At 69.0% G+C, this 18,984-nt stretch carries 20 protein-coding genes; 7 read left to right on the forward strand and 13 right to left on the reverse strand.

The features are described 5' to 3' along the window. Window positions 1-2: 2 nt before the first annotated feature. From flgH to flgB, 7 genes are read right to left on the reverse strand one after another with little or no spacing between them, the layout of a single operon-like run. Window positions 3-692, reverse strand: coding sequence for a flagellar basal body L-ring protein FlgH (gene flgH, locus C4B30_RS30835; RefSeq protein WP_027785668.1), 690 nt, complete (start codon window positions 690-692; stop codon window positions 3-5). 21 nt (window positions 693-713) lie between these two features. Next, on the reverse strand, window positions 714-1,502 hold the full coding sequence (flgG, locus tag C4B30_RS30840; RefSeq protein ID WP_027785669.1) for a flagellar basal-body rod protein FlgG: 789 nt from the start codon (window positions 1,500-1,502) through the stop codon (window positions 714-716). A gap of 34 nt (window positions 1,503-1,536) precedes the next feature. Then, window positions 1,537-2,295 (reverse strand): flagellar basal-body rod protein FlgF, encoded by a 759-nt coding sequence (gene flgF, locus C4B30_RS30845; protein WP_027785670.1) that lies wholly within the window; start codon window positions 2,293-2,295, stop codon window positions 1,537-1,539. 19 nt (window positions 2,296-2,314) lie between these two features. Then, window positions 2,315-3,556, reverse strand: coding sequence for a flagellar hook protein FlgE (gene flgE / locus C4B30_RS30850; protein WP_027785671.1), 1,242 nt, complete (start codon window positions 3,554-3,556; stop codon window positions 2,315-2,317). 27 nt (window positions 3,557-3,583) lie between these two features. Then, the gene (locus C4B30_RS30855) at window positions 3,584-4,330 is read right to left on the reverse strand and encodes a flagellar hook assembly protein FlgD (protein ID WP_027785672.1); all 747 of its coding nucleotides are present in this window, start codon (window positions 4,328-4,330) and stop codon (window positions 3,584-3,586) included. Between the two features lie 54 nt (window positions 4,331-4,384). Then, window positions 4,385-4,810 carry a flagellar basal body rod protein FlgC gene (gene flgC, locus C4B30_RS30860; RefSeq protein WP_027785673.1) on the reverse strand — a complete coding sequence of 142 codons (426 nt, stop codon included), beginning with the start codon at window positions 4,808-4,810 and terminating at the stop codon, window positions 4,385-4,387. A 40-nt stretch (window positions 4,811-4,850) separates the two neighbouring features. After that, entirely contained in the window at window positions 4,851-5,339 is a 489-nt protein-coding gene (flgB, locus tag C4B30_RS30865) for a flagellar basal body rod protein FlgB (RefSeq protein WP_027785674.1), read from the reverse strand. Window positions 5,340-5,543: 204 nt separating this feature from the next. Here flgB and flgA point away from each other — a divergent pair, with 204 nt between their 5' ends. The 3 genes from flgA (at window position 5,544) to C4B30_RS30880 (ending at window position 7,729) form a co-directional block, all read left to right on the forward strand. Further along, window positions 5,544-6,764: a flagellar basal body P-ring formation chaperone FlgA gene (flgA, locus tag C4B30_RS30870; protein ID WP_027785675.1), complete on the forward strand. Its 1,221-nt coding sequence runs from the start codon at window positions 5,544-5,546 to the stop codon at window positions 6,762-6,764. A gap of 117 nt (window positions 6,765-6,881) precedes the next feature. Further along, window positions 6,882-7,211: a flagellar biosynthesis anti-sigma factor FlgM gene (gene flgM, locus C4B30_RS30875; RefSeq protein WP_027785676.1), complete on the forward strand. Its 330-nt coding sequence runs from the start codon at window positions 6,882-6,884 to the stop codon at window positions 7,209-7,211. A gap of 77 nt (window positions 7,212-7,288) precedes the next feature. Continuing rightward, window positions 7,289-7,729 carry a flagella synthesis protein FlgN gene (locus C4B30_RS30880; protein ID WP_027785677.1) on the forward strand — a complete coding sequence of 147 codons (441 nt, stop codon included), beginning with the start codon at window positions 7,289-7,291 and terminating at the stop codon, window positions 7,727-7,729. 49 nt (window positions 7,730-7,778) lie between these two features. On the opposite strand, the gene C4B30_RS30885 is transcribed toward C4B30_RS30880, so the two are convergent. Further along, window positions 7,779-9,629, reverse strand: a complete 1,851-nt coding sequence (locus C4B30_RS30885) for a M24 family metallopeptidase (protein ID WP_027785678.1) — start codon at window positions 9,627-9,629, stop codon at window positions 7,779-7,781. Window positions 9,630-9,988: 359 nt separating this feature from the next. On the opposite strand from C4B30_RS30885, the gene C4B30_RS30890 reads away from it, so the two are divergent. After that, window positions 9,989-10,768: a helix-turn-helix domain-containing protein gene (locus C4B30_RS30890; protein WP_027785679.1), complete on the forward strand. Its 780-nt coding sequence runs from the start codon at window positions 9,989-9,991 to the stop codon at window positions 10,766-10,768. A gap of 39 nt (window positions 10,769-10,807) precedes the next feature. Here C4B30_RS30890 and C4B30_RS30895 read toward each other — a convergent pair whose 3' ends face one another. The 4 genes from C4B30_RS30895 to C4B30_RS30910 all read right to left on the reverse strand — a co-directional run bounded on the left by C4B30_RS30895 (window position 10,808) and on the right by C4B30_RS30910 (window position 15,909). Beyond that, window positions 10,808-12,049 (reverse strand): multifunctional CCA addition/repair protein, encoded by a 1,242-nt coding sequence (locus C4B30_RS30895; RefSeq protein WP_027785680.1) that lies wholly within the window; start codon window positions 12,047-12,049, stop codon window positions 10,808-10,810. After that, the gene (locus C4B30_RS30900; protein WP_027785681.1) at window positions 12,046-12,693 is read right to left on the reverse strand and encodes a glutathione S-transferase family protein; all 648 of its coding nucleotides are present in this window, start codon (window positions 12,691-12,693) and stop codon (window positions 12,046-12,048) included. The genes C4B30_RS30895 and C4B30_RS30900 overlap by 4 nt, the downstream gene beginning before the upstream one ends. 66 nt (window positions 12,694-12,759) lie before the next feature. After that, a complete protein-coding gene (locus C4B30_RS30905; protein WP_027785682.1) occupies window positions 12,760-13,719 on the reverse strand; it encodes a complex I NDUFA9 subunit family protein in 960 nt (319 codons plus the stop codon). Window positions 13,720-13,956: 237 nt separating this feature from the next. Continuing rightward, window positions 13,957-15,909 (reverse strand): lytic transglycosylase domain-containing protein, encoded by a 1,953-nt coding sequence (locus C4B30_RS30910; protein ID WP_027785683.1) that lies wholly within the window; start codon window positions 15,907-15,909, stop codon window positions 13,957-13,959. 8 nt (window positions 15,910-15,917) lie between these two features. Between C4B30_RS30910 and C4B30_RS30915 the strand changes: the two genes are divergently transcribed. Further along, window positions 15,918-16,526 carry a 5-formyltetrahydrofolate cyclo-ligase gene (locus C4B30_RS30915; protein ID WP_051421410.1) on the forward strand — a complete coding sequence of 203 codons (609 nt, stop codon included), beginning with the start codon at window positions 15,918-15,920 and terminating at the stop codon, window positions 16,524-16,526. A gap of 74 nt (window positions 16,527-16,600) precedes the next feature. On the opposite strand, the gene C4B30_RS30920 is transcribed toward C4B30_RS30915, so the two are convergent. After that, window positions 16,601-17,113 (reverse strand): winged helix DNA-binding protein, encoded by a 513-nt coding sequence (locus tag C4B30_RS30920; RefSeq protein ID WP_011546427.1) that lies wholly within the window; start codon window positions 17,111-17,113, stop codon window positions 16,601-16,603. A 149-nt stretch (window positions 17,114-17,262) separates the two neighbouring features. On the opposite strand from C4B30_RS30920, the gene pxpB reads away from it, so the two are divergent. Both pxpB and C4B30_RS30930 read left to right on the forward strand, forming a co-directional pair. Beyond that, entirely contained in the window at window positions 17,263-17,919 is a 657-nt protein-coding gene (pxpB, locus tag C4B30_RS30925; RefSeq protein ID WP_027785685.1) for a 5-oxoprolinase subunit PxpB, read from the forward strand. After that, complete coding sequence (locus tag C4B30_RS30930) at window positions 17,916-18,983, forward strand: biotin-dependent carboxyltransferase family protein (protein ID WP_027785686.1); 1,068 nt, start codon at window positions 17,916-17,918, stop codon at window positions 18,981-18,983. Before pxpB ends, C4B30_RS30930 begins: the two co-directional genes overlap by 4 nt. The last annotated feature ends 1 nt before the right edge of the window (window position 18,984 follow it).

Consider the following 18,984-nt stretch of genomic DNA (forward strand, 5'->3'; position numbering starts at 1 on the left):
CATCACCACGGCGCGATGTTGAGGAAGAAGCGCTGCAGCCAGCCCATCGTCTCGGCTTCGTTGATGTAGCCCTTCGACGAGTATTCGATCTTCGCGTCGGCGACCTGGGTCGAATAGACCGAGTTCGCGCCCGAGATCGTGTTCGGGTTGACGACGCCCGAGAAGCGCACGAATTCGTTGCCCTGGTTGATCAGCATCTGCTTCTCGCCGCTCACCACGAGGTTGCCGTTCGGCAGCACGTTGGTGACGGTCACCGTGATCGTGCCGTTGAACGTGTTCGCCGCGCTCGCGCCGCCGGTGGCCGCGAACTTGTTCGCGCCGGTCGCCGACAGGTTCGCCTTCGCGAACAGCCCGCCGAGGAAGCCGACCGTCGGCACGTTGAAGTCGGTATTGCCCTGCCGGTTCGTGTTCGCGCCCGACGATTTGGTCGCGTTGATGTTCTCCGCGATCATGATCGTCAGGATGTCGCCGATGTTGCGCGGCCGCTGATCCTCGAACAGCGGTCGCCCGGCGTAGCCGGGGTTGTAGATCGAGCCGGGCGCCTGCATCGACATCGGCATCGGCGGCTGCGCCGTCATCGGCTGCTGGATGATCGGATCGCGCGGAATCTGCGCGCAACCGGCGAGCGCCGCCACCGCGACCGCGCAGGCGGCGCGGACGGTGGCTGACGAGGGGAGGCGAACCTGCTTCATGGCGACGACGGGACGTTCCGGTTAGGTCTTCATCTGCGTGACGGTCTGCAGCATCTGGTCGGACGTCGTCACGGCCTTGCTGTTGATCTCGTAGGCACGCTGCGTCTGGATCATGTTGACGAGTTCCTGCACGACGTTCACGTTCGACGCCTCGACGTAGCCCTGGTTGAGCACGCCCGCGCCGTTCAGCCCCGGCTGCGACACGTTCGGCGCGCCCGACGACGTCGTTTCCGCGAACAGGTTCTCGCCCTTCGCCTCGAGGCCGGTCGGGTTGATGAAGGTCGCGATCTGCAGCGAGCCGATCTGGACCGCGTTGCCCGAGCCCGGCTGCGTGACCGACACGACGCCGTCCTTGCCGATCGTCAGCGACTGCGCGTTCTGCGGCACGGTGATCGCCGGCAGGACCTGGTAGCCGCTCGACGTGACGAGCTGGCCCTGCGCGTTGGTCTGGAACGAACCGTCGCGCGTGTACGCGTTGGTGCCGTCCGGCATCAGCACCTGGAAGAAGCCCGCGCCGTTGATCGCGACGTCCTTCGAGTTGCCGGTCTGCGTGAGGCCGCCCTGCGTGTACAGGCGCTCGGTCGCGACCTGCTGCACGCCGGTGCCGAGCTGCAGGCCCGACGGCAGCTCGGTCTGCTGCGTCGAATTCGCACCGGGCTGGCGGATGGTCTGGTACAGCAGATCCTCGAACACCGCGCGCGACGCCTTGAAGCCGTTCGTGCTGGTGTTCGCGAGGTTGTTCGAAATCACGTCCATCTGCGCCTGCTGCGCATTCATGCCGGTGGCGGCGATGTAGAGCGAACGATTCATTTGTCAGGTCTCCTGCGTAGGGTGGCGCGGGCGCTCAGCTGAAATTGAGCAGCTGGTTCGCCGTCTGCTCGTTCTGGTCGGCCGTCTGGATCAGCTTCGACTGCAGCTGGAACGCGCGTGCGTTGTCGATCATCGCGACCATCGCGGTCACCGGGTTGACGTTGCTGCCTTCGAGCGAATTCGGCGTGACGACCACGTTCGGGTCGGTATCGGCCGGATTGCCGTCGGCGGTGCGGAACAACCCGTCGTTGCCGCGCGTGAGCGTGGCCGGATCGGGATTGACGAGCTTCATCTGGTCGACGATCGCGACCGCCGTCGGCGGGTCGCCCGGCATCAGCGCGGACACCGTGCCGTCCTTGCCGATCGTCACTTCCGCGTTCGGCGGCACCGAGATCGGGCCGCCGTTGCCGACCACCGGCAGGTTGCTCGCGTTGACGAGCTGGCCGTTTTCGTCGACGTGCAGATTGCCGGCGCGCGTGTACGCCTCGCTGCCGTCGGCCGTCTGCACCGACAGCCAGCCGGCGCCCTGCACGGCGACGTCGAGCGGATTGCCGGTGCGCGTGATCGGACCCGGCGCGTAATCGGCGCCGGGCGTGGACGACAGCACGTAGGTACGCGTCGTCGTCGGATCGATGTTGCTGCCGTCGCCGAAATTCATCGGCACCGCGCGATACGTCGCGAGCTGCGCGCGAAAACCCGTCGTCGATGCGTTCGCGAGGTTGTTCGCGACGATCGCCTGCTGGTCGAGCGACTGCGACGCGCCCGTCATCGCCGTATAGATCAGTCGGTCCATGGCTGCCGGTTATCCGCGCTTACAGGTTGATGAGCGTCTGGTCGACGGTCTGCTGCGTCTTGATCGTCTGCGCGTTCGCCTGGTAGTTGCGCTGCGCGGTGATCAGGTTGACGAGCTGCGACGTGAGGTCGACGTTCGAGTTCTCGAGCGCGCTGCCCTGCAGCGTGCCGTGGTTCGTGCTGCCCGGCGCAGAGACCTGCGGCACGCCCGACGCGGCGGATTCCGCGTACTGGTTGCCGCCGAGGTTCACCAGCCCGTTCGGGTTGTTGAAGTTCGCGAGCGCGATCTGGCCGAGCACGGCGGTCTGGCCGTTCGAGTAGTTGCCGGTCAGCTTGCCGTCGGTGCCGATCGAGTAGGTCGTCAGCGTGCCGCTCGCGTAGCCGTCCTGCGCGAGGTTGTTCACGCCGTCCTTGCCGCCGTACTGCGTCGTGCCGGTCAGGTCGAGCGTCAGTGCCTGCGGCGTCGCCGAGCCGTCGGTGTTCGGCACGGTGAACTGGAACTGGCCAAGCGACGCGGTCGGCGCGGCCGGCGTGCCGGTCGTCGTGCTCTTGATCACGCCCGACGTATCGAACGTGATCGTGCCGAGATCGGTCGTCGCGCCGCCCTGCACGCCCGCGTACGCTTCCCACGTGCCGGCCGCCGACTTCACGAAGTACATGTTGACGGCCTGCGAGCCGCCGAGCGAGTCGTACACCTGGATCGCGGTCGAGTAGTTGTACGTCGTGTTGTCGGTCGCGCTGAACGGCGTCTTGGTCGGCACCGTGTCCTGCGAGTTCAGGTTGAACTGGCCGGTGATCTTGGTCGTCGCGGTCGGCGCGATGTTGCTGGTCGGCGCCTGCAGCGGCACGGTCTGCGCAGTGTTGATCACGCCGCCCGCGTTGGCCGCGTAGCCCATCAGGTTACGGCCCTGCGCGTCGACGATGAAGCCGTTCTTGTCGCGCTGGAACGTGCCGTCGCGCGAGTACGTCGTCACGCCGTTGTTCGACATCTGGAAGAAGCCGTTGCCGTTGATCGCGACGTCGAGCGAGGAATTCGTCGTATTGATCGTGCCCTGCCCGAAGTTCTGCTGCACCGCGTTCAGCGACGTGCCGATGCCGATCTGCGTGTTGACCGACGTCGCGACCGAGTTCGCGTACATGTCGGCGAACTGCGCGGTGCTCGACTTGAAGCCGACCGTGTTCGCGTTCGCGATGTTGTTGCCGATCACGTCGAGCGCGTTCGATGCGCCGGCGAGGCCGCTCAGTCCCTGTTGATAACCCATTTCGGTCTCCGTTACGAGAAAGCTCGATCAGTTGGTGGTGGTGTCGCCGGACGAGGACGACTTGGTGTTCGGGAAGATCGACGCAACCTGGGTGAGCCCCACCGTCGTGCCGTTCGACAGCACGAGCCCCGCGGTGCCGTCCGCCTGCTTGATCACGCTCTGCACCTGCGAGGCCGCGAGCGTCGTGGCCGCCTGCGGCGTGCCGGCACTGTTGGTGTACGACGCGCTGACCGTGTACTTGCCGTCCGGCAGCGCGTTGCCGGCCGCGTCGGTCGGCGTCCAGTTGAACGGCACGGTGCCGGCCGACTGCGCGCCCGCGTTGATCGTGTTCACGACGGCGCCCGCCGAGTTCTTCACGGTGATCGTCAGGTTCGACACCGAACTCGCGAGCGACACCCCGAACGGCGACGCCGCGCCGCTCTTCACCGCGACGCTATTGCCCGGCGCGAGCACGTTCGTGCCGATCAGCAGCGCGGCCTGCGTCTGCTGGCCGGCCGCGAGCTGCGTCGACAGCGACGTGAGCGACGTGTTCAGTTGCGCGATGCCGCTCACCGTGTTGATCTGCGCGAGCTGCGACGTCATCTGCGAGCTGTCCACCGGGCTGGTCGGATCCTGGTTCTGCAGCTGCGTGACGAGCAGCTTCAGGAACGTCGCCTGCAGGTCGCTCGCCGACGTGCCGTTGGTCGACGACACGTTGTTGGTGTTCATCGTGTCGGTCGGCAGCGTCGACACGCTGGTGCCGTTGCCGCCGATCGTCGTGTTGGAGGATGTCATCCTGGGTGGCCTTCTGTCGGAACTGTCGGGTCGGTAAGGTCGGGCGACGGCGGCTTACGAGCCGATCGTCAGCGTCTTGAGCATCAGCGTCTTCGCGGTGTTCAGCGTCTCGACGTTGGCCTGGTACGAGCGCGACGCCGAGATCATGTTCACCATCTCCTGCACCGGATCGACGTTCGGCATCTGCACGTAGCCGTTCGCGTCGGCGGCCGGGTTCGCCGGGTCGTAGGTCGATTTCATCGGCGACGGGTCGTCCATCACCTTGGTCACGCGCACGCCGCCCACGCCCTGGCCGGACGCGCTGCGCGCGCCGCCGAGCGGGTCGGTCGCGAACACGACCTGCTTGGCCTTGTACGGCTTGCCGTCGGGGCCGGTCGCGCTGTCGGCGTTCGCGAGGTTCGACGCGGTGACGTTCAGGCGCTGCGATTGCGCGGACAGCGCCGAACCGGCGACGCCGAAGATGTTCATCAACGAGGGCATGGAGGCTCCTTGTGCTGGGGTCCGGATTCGGAAGCGGCGCTTACGAGTTGGTCGTGATCGCGGCGATCATCGCCTTGATCTGCTGGGTCATCACGGTCATCCCGGTTTCGTAGTGCAACGCGTTGTTCGCGAACTGCACGCGCTCGACGTCGAGATCGACCGTGTTGCCGTCGAGCGACGGCTGCAGCGGCATCCGGTATTGCGCGCGGCCGTAGTCGTCCGACGGGCCGCCCGTCGGGATCAGCTTCGCGGTGCCGGCCATGTGGCCCGGCGCCGTCGACACCATCGACATGCCGCTCGTCACGCCGGCCGGCTGCGCCATCGGCAGTTGCGCCGCGTTGCTCGGCGCAAGGCCGCCGCTCGTCTGCTTCAGCGAGCGCGCGAGCGTCGACGCGAAATCGACGTCGCGGGCCTGGTAGCCGGGCGTGTCGGCGTTCGCGATGTTCGACGACAGCAGTTCCTGCCGGTAGGCGCGCACGTCGAGCGCCTGTCGGCCGAACGCGAATTCCGCATCGAGTTTGTCCAGCATGTGTGCGTCTCTCCGTATGAAGCGCTGCACGCCCCTCGCACCGGATGGCGACCCGAGAGGCTTTTTTCCATGACAGCGATGGTAGGCGCGGGACGCAACCGGCAATCGGACGAATAACGCGGCAAAGCCCCCCTCTATTCATCGTTTGCGCGACGCCCCCGCTCCCTAGAATGCGAAGCGGATCAACGGATCGAGGACACGGCGATGACTGGCGGCGCACTTCGCGACAGGAGCGGGCGGCTCATGCACGTCCGGCGTGCGTTCGCGCTCGCCGCGGCGCTGTGGATCGCCGCGCCTACCGTGCACGCCGACGACGGGATGATCGTGATTCCCGGGCGCGGCGAGACGGCCGAAACCGCGCTCGCCCACGCCAATGCGGCGAGCGGCGGGCAGTTCGGCGGGAATGCGGGTGTCGCTTCGGCTTCGGGCGCGCAGTGGGCGGCCGGCGCCGGCTACGCGGCGCAACCACCCGGCCCGATGGTCGTGACGAGCGTCCCGCCGCCGGCCACCGCACCGGTCCCCGCGCCGGCCCCGATCCACGCAGCCGCCCGCGCGAACGCCGGTTACGGCGCGTCGCCGCGCGCGGCGGACCCCGCCGCCATCGCGACGGTCGTCGCCGGCACGGCCGAACCTGCATCGATGTCCGCGCGGCCGACGCCGCAGCAGGCAATGGCCGCCCGGCTGGCGGCGGCCCGCACCGCGTCGGTCGCGGCGGCGCCGCGCACGGCTGCTGCTGCGGCTTCGGCGGCTTCGGCCAACCCGGCCCCGGCCGCCGCCGCCGCCCAGCCCGCGACGCCGCCCGGCCAGCAAGACCCCGAAACGATCCGGCGCGCGGCGCTCGCGTTCCTGCAGCAGCAGATCGCCGGCCTGCCCGGCAAGACCACCGCGACCGTCACGACCGCCTTTCCGCGCGGGCTCGCCACGTGCACGACGCTCGAACCGTTCTTGCCGACCGGCGCGCGGCTCTGGGGCCGCACGACGGTCGGCGTGCGCTGCGCGGGCGAACGGCCATGGACGGTCTACCTGCAGGCGAAGGTCGCCGTGCAGGCCACCTATTACGTCGCCGCGCGCCAGATCGCGCCCGGCGAGCCGCTCTCCGCGGCCGACCTGGTCGCGCGCGACGGCGATCTGACGGTGCTGCCGCTCGCGGTGATCACCGATCCGGCGCAGGCGATCGGCGCGACCGCGCTCGCGCGCATCTCGGCCGGGCTGCCGCTGCGGCAGGACATGCTGAAGAGCGCGGCGTCGGTGTCGGCCGGCCAGACGGTGCGGGTCGTCGCGGCCGGCCCCGGCTTCACGATCTCGGCCGAGGGCAGCGTGCTCGCGAATGCGGCGCCGGGCCAGTCGGTGCGGGTGCGGATGGCGGCCGGGCAGATCGTCACGGCGATCGTCAAGGACGCCGGCACCGTCGAAATTCCGCTGTAGGGACGGATCCGCCGCAAGAATGTAAAGAATTGTTTATTCGGAGCCATTCGGGCTCGCGATGCTAAAGTTCGGGCCGACCCGGCCGTTATCTGGGTCAAACCGTACAGGAAACCCATCGTGAAGATCGATTCCACTCCGAAACCGAGCCCCCTCGCGCCGACCGGCACCGGCGCGGCCCGTGCGCAGTCCGGCACGGCCCAGTCGTCCGGGCAGGCAGCCGACGCAGGATCGACCGGCGGCGACACGACCGTGAACCTGTCGGGTCTGTCGGGCCAGCTGCGTTCGGTATCCGCGTCGGGCGACGCCGATATCGACACGGGCCTGGTCCAGTCGATCAAGGACGCGCTGAACAACGGCACGCTGACAATCGACGCGAACAAGATTGCCGACGGCGTATTGAACACCGCCCGCGAACTGCTGCAGCAGCAGCGCCCGCAGGGCAGCTAATCCCGGCCTCGTGGCCGGGTCACCCGGTTTGCCGGCGCGCACAGCACTGTGCGCACCGGCGTGACGAGCATGACGCGATGAGAGAAGAGCTGCTGGCCACGGTCAACGACGAACACGCGACGGTCGAAGCGTTCGCGTCCCTGCTCGTCTACGAGGAAAAGGCGCTGACGACGGCCGAGCCGCTCGAGATGCTGCCCGGGATCGTCGAGAAGAAGAGCGAACTGATCGACCGGCTCGCGCAGCTCGAACGCACGCGCGACACGCAGCTTTGCGCGCTCGGCTTTCCGGCCGGCAAGAAAGGCATGGACCAGGCCGCCGAGCGCGATGCGCGCCTCGCGGGCCGCTGGCAACTGCTGCAACAGGCCGCCGAACGCGCGCGCCAGGCCAACGCGAACAACGGGATGCTGATCCGCATCCGGATGGACTACAACGAGCGCGCGCTCGCGGTGCTGCGCTCGGCGCCCGCGCCGGCCGGCGTCTACGGCCCGGACGGACGCGTCTCGGCGCTGACGCGCTGACGTCGCGCCGCGCGGCCGCCCGGCGGCCGCGCCCCTGCCTTCCCCGTCGTTACAACAGCGGACACGCGGTGACCTGCGTGCCGCGTTCCACGCACAGCCGCTCGTAGTCGCGCAGATACGCGCGCTCGGCGTCGTCCAGCAGGTCGAGATCGATCAGATCCCAGTCGTAGCCCACCGTCACGATGTTCTCGAACGTCACGGTGTCGGGCTGCACATCGTCCGGCCGCACGATCACGATGTTCTCGATCCGCACGCCGCCCTTGCCCGGCAGGTAGATGCCCGGCTCGACCGAAATCACCGCATTCGGCACCAGCCCGTACCGCGCGCCCGGCGCGAACCGCACGCCGCCCTCGTGTACGTGAATCCCGACGCCGTGCCCCGTGCCGTGGCCGAAATCGTAGCCGTGATCGCGACACACCTGCCGCACCAGCGCATCGACGTCGCCGCCTTTCGCGGTGGCCGGAAAGCGCGTGACGAGCCCCTTGATGCAGGCCTTCAGCGCGACCGTGTAAATCTCGCGCTGCCACGGCTGCGCGACCGTGTCCGCCCGCGTGCGGCGCAGCACGACGCGCGTGCAGTCCGTCGCGAAGCCGGCTTCGTAGTACGCGCCGCTGTCGAGCAGCACGAGTTCGCCTTCGGTCAGTTCGACCTCGGCGCTCGCCGCCGTGTAATGCGCGAAGGCGCTGTTCGCGCCGTTCGCCGCGATCGACGGAAACGACAGCGCGAGCGCCGAGCGCGCGCCGTACGCGTCGTTGATCGTGCGTGCGAGGTCGTACTCGGTGTGGCGCACGCCCGGCTCGCCGGTCTTCGCCCAGCGCATCGTCTCGGCGATGGCCGCGGAGCTGCGCGCGAACGCGTCGCGAAAGCGCTCGAGCACCGCCGGCGTCTTGCTCGCCCGCATCGCCTCGACCGGGTTGAAATCGGCATGCCGCGCGTGCGGCCACACGCGCTTCACCGTGTCGACGAGCGCGCAGTTCACCGATTCGAAGCCGTAGCACACGTGCTCGACCGCGAACGGCGCGAGAAAGCGCTCGAGCGCCGCGACGTCGCGGCGGATCACGTGCAGCGCCGGATACGAATCGAGCGCGACCTCGCAGCCGTCGCAGCCTTCCGGTAAAAACAGCGCCACCTGGCCGCCGATCGCGAACAGGAAGCCGAGGTGCGACGACGCGTTCGGGATGTGATAGCCGCGGCTGTTCAGCAGATATGCGAGATCGTCCGATGCGCAGGTGAAGAACGCCGTCCTGCCGTCGGCCGCGCCGGTATGCGCGGCGAGCCGGCGGTTCAGCGCGTCGAGGTTTTGCGCGACGCTCAGGCCGGTCATCGCGGCCGGGATCTCGAAGATCGGTCGCTCGACGTTCCAGCCCGGCAGCGCGATCGCGCGGTCGATCTCGCGGTCGGCGAGGCTCGACCAGTCGAGCGACGCGGCCTGCGTCTGCTCGAACAGCCGGTCGCGCTGGGCAACGCTGATCCGCCGCGCGTCGTAGCCGACCCGCGCGAGCCGGCTCGCGTGCGCGACCAGCCACTCGGCCATCGCCTGCCAGATCGTCACGTTCATGCCGAGCTTCTCGATGCGCACCCGCGCCGGATCGCACTGCTCGTCGGCCTGGAAGTGATAGCGGCCGTCGACGAACAGCACGAACGGCGGCACGCCGAGCGCCTGCGCGGTCGCCGCGCTCAGGAAGATCCCGCAGCCGGCCGAGCCGTCGAAGCCGGACACCGCATAGCGCGGGTTGTTGCTGCGCGGCAGATACTCGGTCACGTATTCGTCCTGCGACGTGATCAGCACCGCGTCGAGTCGCGCGGCATCGAGCAGGCGCGACAGGGCCGCCTGCGTGTCGGCGACGGACGCGTCGTACGGGGGAAGGCCGGAGAAGCTGTATTTCAGTCGATCGATCATCGGATGCCCGTTATTCATTGTCGGCGGCGGCCGGCGGCGTGTCGCGGCGTCGTGCCTGCCTGACACGACAGGTCGCCGCGGCGCCGGTCGCGCATGGCGCGACGCCGTTCCGGCGGCAGCCCTCGGGGGGAATTTTCGTCTCACTTAACTTTGTTTGATGCGCGACAGAATCTAGAGCACGGGGAAATTGAGGTCAAGCCAAAATTTTCGTAGGACTAAAATCGGCGTGCTGCCTGCGGATCCCGGCACAGCGCCAATTCGCGCGGCGACACCGCGCGGTACAATGCGCCGGCCTCGCCGCCCCGGCGACCGCACCGCCGCTGCGCCCGCGCCCCGGCTCGTTGCCACGAAAGAGATTCATGGATTCAGACCTCATGCGTATCGGCCAGCGCATTCGCCGCCTGCGCCGGGAAGCGAAGAAGACGCTGCTGGAAGTCGCGACCGAGGCGAAGCTGTCGGTCGGATTCCTGTCGCAGGTCGAACGCCATCTGACGGGCATCTCGCTGTCGTCGCTCGTCAACGTCGCGAAGGCGCTGGGCGTGCCGCTCGGCGCGCTGATCGACCAGCCGCGCCAGGCGCAGCCCGATTCGCACGAGGGCAGCCGCAAGCCGTATGCGCTCGACGCCGCGTCGCAGTGGTACGAGCGGCTGTCCACCACGTTCGACGGCAGCCAGATCAACGCGCTCAAGGTGCAGATGATGGAAGGCTACCGGTCGGAATGGGTCGCGCACGGCGGCGACGAATTCGTGTACGTGCTGACCGGCCGCATCTGCTACACGGTCGGCAAGAAGGATTACCCGCTGACGCCCGGCGACTCGCTGCACTTCGACGCGCGCAAGCGGCATCGCGTGGCCAACGTCGGCGACGGGCCGGCCGAGCTGATCGCAGTCAGCACGCTGCCGCTGTTCGACGACAGTTGTGCGGAATTCGTGTCGACGACGACGGCAATCGGGCAGTCGAAGCCCGGCGAGCCGCGCGCGAGCCGCCGCGCGCCGGCGCCCGAACGGGATGACCGCGACGCCGCCGCGGCGCGGCCGTCCACGCTTGGCGCGGCCGAAAAGAAGGTGTCGGCGAAGCCGCGCGCCGCCGCCGGCAAACGCCCGGCGGCCGCCACGTCGAAGCGCACGAAGAAACCGTGACGGTTGGCGGGCGCGCACGCCGTGCGCGCCATTCCGCGCCTACTCGCCGATCGCGAGCGCCTGCGCGACGGCCTGGATCCGCGCGCGATGCACGGCGTCCTTGATCTTCTCCGTGTCGGTGCCGATGCCGCGCGCGATCGCGCCGGCATCGACGCTGCGCGCCGCCACGAGCGCGACGCGCAGCCGCTCGGCCTGCGGATACGGCTGCGCATCGAGCCCGAGCCGGCCGCGCGCATCCGATTCGCACGCCTGCAGCAATTCGGCGAAGCGCGCCGGCTTGCGCAGCGCGTCGCTGCGCTCGAAGAGCCGCACCAGCGCGGCCGCGCCCATCTCCATCACGCGATGCAGGTTGCCATGCTCGCGCGCGACCACCAGCGCGAGATCGCGGCATTCGTTCGGCACGCGCAGCCGTTCGCACAACGGCTTGAGCAGCTCGACGCTGCGGCTTTCGTGGCCGACGTGGCGCGGCAGCACGTCCGCGGGCGTCGTCCCCTTGCCGAGATCGTGCGTGAGCGCCGCGAAGCGCACCGCCAGCGAATAGCCCTGCTTCGCCGCGTAGTCGACGACCATCATCACGTGCACGCCGGTATCGACTTCCGGGTGGTAGTCGGCGCGCTGCGGCACGCCCCACAACGCGTTCACCTCGGGCAGGATGCGCGCGAGCGCGCCGCATTCGCGCAGCACCGCGAACATCCGCGACGGCTTCGCCTCCATCAGCCCGCGCGCGATTTCCTGCCACACGCGTTCGGGCACGAGCGCGTCGACCTCGCCCGCGTCGACCATCCGCCGCATCAGCGCGAGCGTTTCGTCGGCGACCGTGAAATCCGCGAACCGCGCGGCGAAGCGCGCGATGCGCAGGATCCGCACCGGATCCTCGACGAACGCGTCGCTCACGTGCCGGAACACACGCGCGCGCAGGTCGGCCTGCCCGTCGAACGGATCGATCACCGGACCGACCAGCGCGCCCTCCGGGCTCACCTCGCGCGCCATCGCGTTGATCGTCAGGTCGCGCCGCGCGAGATCCTCGTCGAGCGTCACGTCCGGCGCGTAATGGAACTGGAAGCCGTGATAGCCGGCCGCCGTCTTGCGCTCGGTACGCGCCAGCGCGTATTCCTCCTGCGTCTGCGGATGCAGGAACACCGGGAAATCCTTGCCGACCGGCCGGAAGCCCTGCGCGGTCATCTGCTCGGGCGTCGCGCCGACCACCACGTAATCGCGGTCCTGCACCGGCACGCCGAGCAATTCGTCGCGGATCGCTCCGCCTACTGCGTAGATGTTCATGGCTGAGGTTCGTATTCGGCGATCACGTTGGTTTCACGGCGCGCGGCATCGATCCACCGCTGCACCGCCGGCAGCGCCGTCACGCGCGCCGCATAGCCGGCCGCCTCCGACGACAGCGCCGGCGCATACGTGTTGAAGCGCATCACGACGGGCGCATACATCGCATCGGCGATCCCGAATTCGCCGAACAGGAACGGCCCGCCCGATGCCTCGATGCATTCGCTCCACAGCGCGTCGATGCGCGCGACATCGGCGAGCGCATCGGGCGTCGCGCCGCGCCCCGGCATCGACTGACGGATGTTCATGCCCATCTGCGTGCGCAGCGCCGCGAAGCCCGAATGCATCTCGGCGGATACGCAGCGCGCATGCGCACGCGCGAGCGGGTCGGCCGGCCACATCGGCAAGTGCGGATAGCGCTCGGCGAGCGTCTCGGCGATCGCGAGCGAATCCCAGATCGCCAAGCCGTGATCGTCGACCAGGCATGGCACCTTGCCGGACGGCGAATACGCGAGGATGCGCGCGGCCGTGTCGTCGCGGCGCAGTTCGATCGCGATCTCGTCGAACGGGATGCCGAAATGCGTGAGCAGCACCCACGGGCGCATCGACCACGACGAGTAGTTCTTGTCTCCAATGACGAGTTTCATGACGGGGTTCCGGAAAACGCGAAAAAGGAAAAGAAAAGGGCCGACCCGCGGCGCCCCACGCGGGCGCTAGCGACGCGAGCGGAACCAGTCGAACCGCGAGCGCCCGGTCGCTTCGCCGAGATACGCGGGCGCAATGCTTTCGAGACTCGCGGGCGAGATCCCGAGTTCCGGCGCGAGCGGCCCCGACAGCACGTTGGGCACCGACATCGTCGCGAGATTGTCGCGCGTGAGCATCGGCTCGCCGGGCAGGCATTCGAACACGCTCGCCTGCAGCCGCGCAAGCGCGTCGGGCAGCCGCACGATGCGTGCCTGCCGGCCGACCAGCGTGCCGCAATAGCGCACCAGTTGCTCGAGCGTGTAGACGGTCGGGCCGCCGATTTCGTAGGTCTTGCCGTGCGCGGCCGCGAGATCGAGCGTGTTGACGAACGCGCGCACGACATCGCCGACGAACACCGGCTGGAAGCGCGCATCGGGCATCGCGAGCGGGAGCACGGGCACCGTGCGCTGCAGGTTCGCGAACGTGTTGAGGAATGCATCGCCCGGGCCGAACACGACCGACGGACGGAAGATCGTCAGCGCGAGCGAATCGGTGGCCGCGACCGCATGCAGCGCGGCTTCGCCGTCACCCTTCGAGCGCTGGTACATGCTCGCGCCGTGCGAATCGGCGCCGAGCGCGCTCATGTGCAGTACGCGCCGCACGCCGGCCTCCACGCACGCGGCGGCCAGCGCGGCCGGCAGCGCGACGTGCGCGCGCGCGAAGCCCGGCCCGTACGGCGTGCCGCGGCCGCCGTGCAGCACGCCGATCAGGTTGATCGCCGCCTGCGCGCCGGCGACGAAGCGCGCGAGCGTGCGCGTATCGAGCGCGTCGAGTTCGACGATGTCGACCGGCAGCATCTGCAGGTGGCGCGCGTGGTCGCGCCGGCGCGTGCCGATCCGCACCTGCTTGCCCGCGTCGATCAGCGCATTGACGAGCCGGGTGCCGATGAAGCCGGTGCCGCCCAGCAGCGCGACGGTCTGGCGATCCATGTTCGGAGCCTCCGAGGGGCTGTTCACGCTAATAACGGGCTTGCGAACGAGCCTGGCCGGTTGCAGTGCAAGAAGCAAGGAGCGCCGTTTGGCCGAGCCAAACAAGCGACGCGCGACGCCGCGATGCGGCCGGCCAGGCTCGTTCCCCTGACTTGGAAAAATCATGAATGGGGCTGGCCCGTTATTAGCGTGAACAGCCCCTTAAACACTGCCGCGTCTCGCGCGGCAGTTCGTATATCAGGGCGAGATCATGCCTAGACGTTTCTTCAACGACTGCGGTTTGCCCTCGAAGAGCGCCGCGTAGTAGACGGTGTTCGACAGCACGTTCTTCACGTAGTCGCGCGTCTCGTTGAACGGAATCGTCTCCGCGAAGATCGCGCCTTCGACCGGCTGCGTCAACACCTGGCGCCACTGGCGCGGCCGGCCCGGGCCCGCGTTGTAACCGGCGGTGGCGAGCACCGGCGAGCTGTCGAAGTTGTTGTAGATGTCCGCCAGATACCAGGTACCGAGCTGGATGTTGGTGTCGATGTCGTGCATCTGCGCACGCGAGATCGACCCCATGCCGAGCTTCTTCGCGACCATCTGCGCCGTCGCCGGCATCAGTTGCATCAGGCCGCCCGCGCCGACCGACGAACGCGCGCTGATGATGAAGCGCGATTCCTGGCGGATCAGCCCGTACGCCCACTCGATGTCGAGGCCCGTCGACTGCGCATAGCGCTCGACGGTGGTGCGGTACGGCGACGGGTAGCGCAGCGTGAAGTCGTGCTCGGCCTTCGTGCGGTCGGCCGTGTTGACCGTGCGGTCGAGCAGCTCGACGCGCTTGCCGTATTCGGCGGCCGCGAGCAGCTGGCGATCGGTCATCCCGCGCAGCGGCCAGTTCCATTCGCGATTGCCTTCGAGGCGCAGATTCAGCGCGTAAAAACGCTGCGCGAGCGCGAAGCCCGGGATCTTGCCCATCGCATCGATCTCGGCGTCGCTCACCTTCGTGCGCGGCGGGATCGTCGTGCGCTGGCCGAGCTCCTCGCCGGCCAACTGCCCGTAGAAGTTGAACTGGCCGGCGACCTGCTCGAATTCCTGGTTCGCCTGCAGCGTGTCGCCGCTCTGCTTGAGCGCGCGCGCATGCCAGTAGATCCACGCCGGATCGTTACGCAGCGACGGCGGCATCTGATCGATCGACCAGCGCACCATCGGCCAGTTGCCGGCGAGCAGCGCGGCGCGCGTGCGCCACTCATAGCCCGCGTTCGACAGCGGCGCGTTCGCCGATTTCGCGTACCAGACCGATGCCATCGGCGAGCGCTTGATCGCACCCTGGTAGCCGATCGCGCCCCACGCGATCGCCTGTTCCTGCTTGGTGAGCGAAGGCGCGACCGTCGTCAGCATCCCGGCGGCGGCGTCCGGATCGTTGCGCGCCATCCGGCTGAGCGCGATCAGCGCGAGCTGATGCGACGCGGCATCGGGGCCGACGCCGCGCGCGAGGTACAGCGGCGGCGCGCTCGTCGCCTGGTCGAAACCGGCCGGGCGCGGGCCGAGCGCATCGACGATCTTGCCGCCGAGCGTCGTGTAGTTCTGCTCGTACGCGAGGCGCGCCTGCTGCCACACGTCGTCGCTCGTGAACTGCTGGTTGACGGCGAGCGCGGTGATCAGGTCGACGCACGCATCGCCGTAGTTCTTCGGCTCGACCAGCAGCGCGCGCGCCGCCTCGGCGACGTTCTCGTTGCGCGCCGCGCGCGATTCGAGCGCATAGCACTTGACCTGCGTGTCGTCGTCGAGCACGAAGCGCTTGTACTGGTCGTCGAAATTGCGCCAGTCGTGGCGCGCGCCGAGTACGAGCAGGTAGTCGTTGCGCAGGCGATCGGCGATCGCCTGGCCATCGTAGCGCTGCAGGAACGACTGCACGGGCGCGTCCGGCGCATCGACGCGCGCGCGGCCCGTCGAATCGAACAACTGCGGCTTGATCTGGAAATACTCGACGTAGGACGGAACCGGATAGTTCGGGATCATCGACGCGAGCTGCGCGGCCTTCGCGGCGTCGTTGCGGCGTGCGGCTTCGCGAAGCTGCACGAAGATCTGGTCATCCCCGGGGAGCGTGTCGTCGTTCGGTGCGGCGCACGCGGCCGTGCCCGCGACGAGCGCGGCGGCGGAAAGTGCGAGCGCGACCGCGCGATATACTCGGAAAAGGCTGTTCGACATCGTTTTGAATGGAGCACGAAGTGAGCGAAAGCATAGCACGCAACCCTGTGCCGAACCCGAAGGTTGCGCTGCGCAAAATGCTGTCCGGCGCCCGTCGCGACGCCGCGTCGCAGCCCGCCGCGAACGCCGCGCTCGACGCGCGGCTGCGCACGCTGCTCGAGCGCCTGGCGCCGCGCACGGTCGGGTTCTACTGGCCGCTGCCCGGCGAATTCGATGCGCGCGACGCGGTGCTCGCGTGGTGCGCGGCGGGTGCCGGCCGGTGCGCCGCGTTGCCGGTGATCGGCGAGCGTCACACGCCGCTCGCGTTCCATGCGTGGGACGCGCACACGCCGATGCGCGAAGGTCATCACCGGATTCCCGAACCGGCGTCGGGAATCGTCGTCGTGCCCGATCTTTTGCTGATTCCCTGCGTGGGATTCGATCCGCAGCGCTACCGGCTCGGCTACGGCGGCGGCTACTACGACCGCACGCTCGCCGCGTGGCCGGGCGACGCGCTGCCCGTGACGGTCGGCATCGCATACGAAGCGTGCCGCGTCGATGCGCTGCCGGCCGAAGCGCACGACCTCGCACTGCGCTGGATCGTCACCGACGGTGCGCTTTACCCGGCCGCCGGATGATGCCGCGCGCGGCGCCGCGATCGGCGCCGCCGGCCCGCGAGCGCGTCGCCGCGCCCGACCGTTTCCGCCGTCGTTTACAGCGATGCCGCCGCGCGCGCGGCCGTGTCGTAGAGGCCCGATGCGTGGCGCAGCAACTGCGCCGCGTCGCCGATCTGCTCGTTGGTGAGGCCGCTGTCCTTCAGCGTCTCGATCAGGCAGTGCTCGCGCACCTCGCGGTACTTCAGGCACAGGTCGCGGCCCGCGTCGGTCGCGAAGAAGAACACTTCCTTGCCGCTCTTCTCGCTCTTCACATAGCCACGGGCGATCAGTTTTTTCAGCGCATAGGTCGCGACGTGCGTATCCTCGATATTGAGCACGAAGCAGATGTCGGCGAGCTTCTTCTTGCGTTCGCGATGGCTGACGTGATGCAGCAGCGAGACCTCGACCGCCGTCATGTCCTTCGCGCCCGCCGCCGACATGCAGCGCACCATCCAGCGGTTGAACGCGTTGCCGGCCATGATGAGCCCGTATTCGAGCTCCGACAGCTCCGCGCTCGAATCGGAAACGAGGTGTTCGGATGACACGATCTTGGTCGCAGGACGCTTCATGGAAAGGCGGCGCAAGCCGGATGACAGGATGTGCCCGAGTGTACGCCAGAAGCCCCGACATACGAGCTAGGCGAAAACGCTTATTGAGAAGTTGTCGATATTTTATCGACAATGTGCGCTAACATTGCCGTCCGAACCGTGCCAGTCCGATGACGCAACCCCGCATTTATCCGCTCGGCGATGCCGCCCTCGTCTGCGAGGCGCCGCCGCCCGCCACGCTCGATTGTCAGCGCCGCGTCTGGGCCGTGGCCGCGGCCGCGCGCGCGTGGCCCGACGTGATCGACGTCGTCCCCGGCATGAACAACCTGACCATCGTGTTCGACTCGCTCGCCGCGACGGCCGACTCGCTCACGCCCGCGCTGCGCGACGCGTGGGAGACGGCCGACGTCGAGCACGCGGACGGCCGCGAGGTCGAGATCCCGGTCGAGTACGGCGGTGCCGCCGGCCCCGACCTGGCGGCCGTCGCCGCCCACACGGGGCTGTCGGCCGACGAGGTCGTCGCGCGCCACGCGGCCGGCGCCTACGTCGTGTTCTTCGTCGGATTTCAGCCGGGCTTCGCGTATCTCGGCGGCCTCGACGCGTCACTGCACACGCCGCGCCGCGCGGCGCCGCGCCTCGAGGTGCCGGCCGGCTCGGTCGGCATCGGCGGCGCGCAGACGGGCATCTACCCGGCCACGTCGCCCGGCGGCTGGCAACTGATCGGTCGCACGTCGCAGCTGCTGTTCGACCCGGCGCGGCCGCAGCCGACGCTGCTGCTGCCCGGCGACCGCGTACGCTTCACCATTGCGGGAGTCGACGCACGATGACCCAGAGCAACGCACCGGGCACCATCGAGGTCGTGCGGGCCGGCCCGCTGTCGACCGTGCAGGATCTCGGGCGCCGCGGCACGCGCCATCTCGGCGTCGCGCAGGGCGGCGCGCTCGACGGCCTCGCGCTCGAAGTCGGCAACCGGCTCGTCGGCAACCGCCCCGACGCGGCGGCCGTCGAAATCACGATCGGCCCCGCCACGTTCCGCTTCACGCGCGCCACGCGCATCGCGATCACCGGTACCGAGTTCGGCGCGACGCTCGACGGCCGGCGCGTGCATTCGTGGTGGAGCCTGCCGGTCGACGCCGGGCAGACGCTCGTGCTGCCGGCCGCGAAACGCGGGATGCGCGGCTACCTGTGCATCGCGGGCGGCATCGACGTGCTGCCGATGCTCGGCTCGCGCAGCACCGATCTCGCGTCGCGCTTCGGCGGCCTCGGCGGCCGCACGCTGCGCGACGGCGACCGCCTCCCGGTCGGCGTGCCGCCGGCCGGCGCGAGCTGCCTCGCGGCCGATGCGCCCGAATTCGGCGTGAAGGCGCCGGCCTGGTGCGCGTTCGTGCGCGTCGACGAACCGCCGCGCCGTCACCGCCCCGCGCATGCGCCGTGGGCGATGCCCGTGCGCGTGCTGCCGGGCCCCGACTACGCGTCGTTCGCGGCCGATTCGCAGCAGGCGTTGTGGGACGAGGAATGGCTCGTCACCGCGAACAGCAACCGGATGGGCTATCGGCTCGCCGGCGCCGAGCTCGTGCGCGAGCGGCCGGTCGAGCTGTTGTCGCACGCGGTGTTGCCCGGCACGATCCAGGTGCCGCCGAATGGCCAGCCGATCGTGCTGATGCACGACGCGCAGACCACCGGCGGCTACCCGAAGATCGGCACGGTGATCCGCGCCGACCTGTGGAAGCTCGCGCAGGCGCGGCTCAACCTGCCGATCCGCTTCGTACGCACGACCCTCGACGCCGCGCGCGCCGCCCTCGTCGCGGAACGGGCGTACCTGCGGCAGATCGACGTCGCGATCGAGATGCGCGAGGAAGCGCGCCGCCGTGCCCAATCGCGCGCGGCGTGAC

The sequence above is a fragment of the Burkholderia sp. BE12 genome (assembly GCF_002959955.1).
GTDB lineage: Bacteria > Pseudomonadota > Gammaproteobacteria > Burkholderiales > Burkholderiaceae > Burkholderia.